The sequence below is a fragment of the Psychrobacter sp. UBA3480 genome (assembly GCF_002377945.1).
Lineage (GTDB): Bacteria > Pseudomonadota > Gammaproteobacteria > Pseudomonadales > Moraxellaceae > Psychrobacter.
In genome coordinates this window covers 1-1,594 of sequence record NZ_DFQV01000010.1, presented here as the reverse complement: position 1 = coordinate 1,594, position 1,594 = coordinate 1, and the positions used below count along the sequence as shown (strand labels likewise).

Sequence of the window (1,594 nt, the reverse complement as noted above, 5' to 3'; positions counted from 1 at the left end):
TCAAGATGGCGCGCAAGGTCCTCAGGGTGAACAAGGTCCCGCAGGTCAGGATGGTATCGACGGTGCTAAAGGTGATAAAGGCGACTCAGGTATTAGCGAAGCAGCTAACACTGAATTAGAAAGTAAAATCGAAGACAGCCAAGCTCGCTTCTTTAGCGTTAATGGCTCTAGTGACAGTGAAGATGCAGGCAATTATAACAGCAATGGCGCTACTGCTGACGGTGCAATAGCAATTGGGGTTAATGCTCAATCTAAAGGTAAGGACAGCATCGCTATGGGCACTAACAATACGGTGACTGGCGATCAATCTACCAGCGTGGGTAATGGCAACATCGTTTCAGGTGACCGTTCAGGCGCATTTGGAGACCCGAATATTATCGGCGGCAGCGCTAATTATGCAGTTGGCAACGACAACATTATCGGTGATACTACTAGTAATTCAGTAGTATTAGGTAGTAATGCGACAGTTGGTGCTACAGCGGCTACAATTGGTGCTAATAGTGCACCAACCTTTGCTAACGAGACTAACGCCTCAAACTCTGTTGCTATCGGTGAGTCGGTGAACGTCCAAGCAGCTAATGCAGTATCTATCGGTGCTAATAGCAGTGCGACTCATAGCAATGCGGTAGCATTAGGAGCAAACTCACAATCAACGGCAGATAATACCGTATCGGTAGGCAGTGCAAACAACCAGCGCCGAATTACCAATGTTGCCGCAGGTATTAATTCAAATGATGCAGTTAACGTTTCTCAGCTTAACCAAAATCGTGCAGAAGCCTTTGGTTATACAGATAGAAGAATAAATGATTTAGAAGGTGAGACTCACTCAGCAGTAGCGGGCGCGCTTGCTTTCGGTGCTCTACGTTATCCCAACACGCCAGGTAAAGTAAGTGTTGGTTTGGGCGGTGGTACATGGGAAGGTGAGACAGGGTACGCATTTGGTGTCGGTTACACCACATCTGACGGACAGTTTTCTATCAGTAGTGCTTTTGGTGGTAGTGGCAGCCAAAATGGTGGAAATGTTGGCGTAAGCTATACTTTCGACTAATATGTAGATCTAAGAAATAAGGAAATATTTGAGCCTACTATTGTCTTTAATAGTAGGCTCAATCAATTCAGTTTATCAAGTTAAGATGTTTTTGAAAACTCTTCTTGTTTTCTATCTAAAACTCCGTATAATGCCACCCAGTCGAAAGGGAAGTGGTTTACTGATTTGGACGATGTAAATTGTTTGAATTAAATAGAAAATACTTCTTGACTAAATAAATATAGCGTCTATAATACGCACCTCATCAAGAACGAGCTGGAAGTAGCTAGTGTGTTATTACACATTAATAACCCAGTTAACTTGTTGAAACAAATTAAAAAAAGAAGTTGACAGACTATTAAAACATGATATGATGGTCAGCTCGCTAAATAGGATAAGCCACATTGGCAAACTTATTTAGTTTGAAATACTAGCACTGGACGACAGTGTCAGACATTATTTAAAAGCATAACTAAAGAACAACTTGTGTGGATTTTTGCTGATTCAGAATGCTAAAAAATAAAGTTGACTATCTTTTCTTTTCGGGAAGATTATTAACTATAAAAA

General features: G+C 41.5%; 1 protein-coding gene. It reads left to right on the top strand.

Annotation, left to right across the window (positions count from 1 at the left end; translation table 11 throughout):
- Positions 1 to 1,048 (top strand): YadA family autotransporter adhesin (locus B2863_RS03615; protein WP_296207572.1); only part of this gene is annotated, 1,048 nt, incomplete at its 5' end.
- Between the last annotated feature and the right edge of the window lie 546 nt (positions 1,049 to 1,594).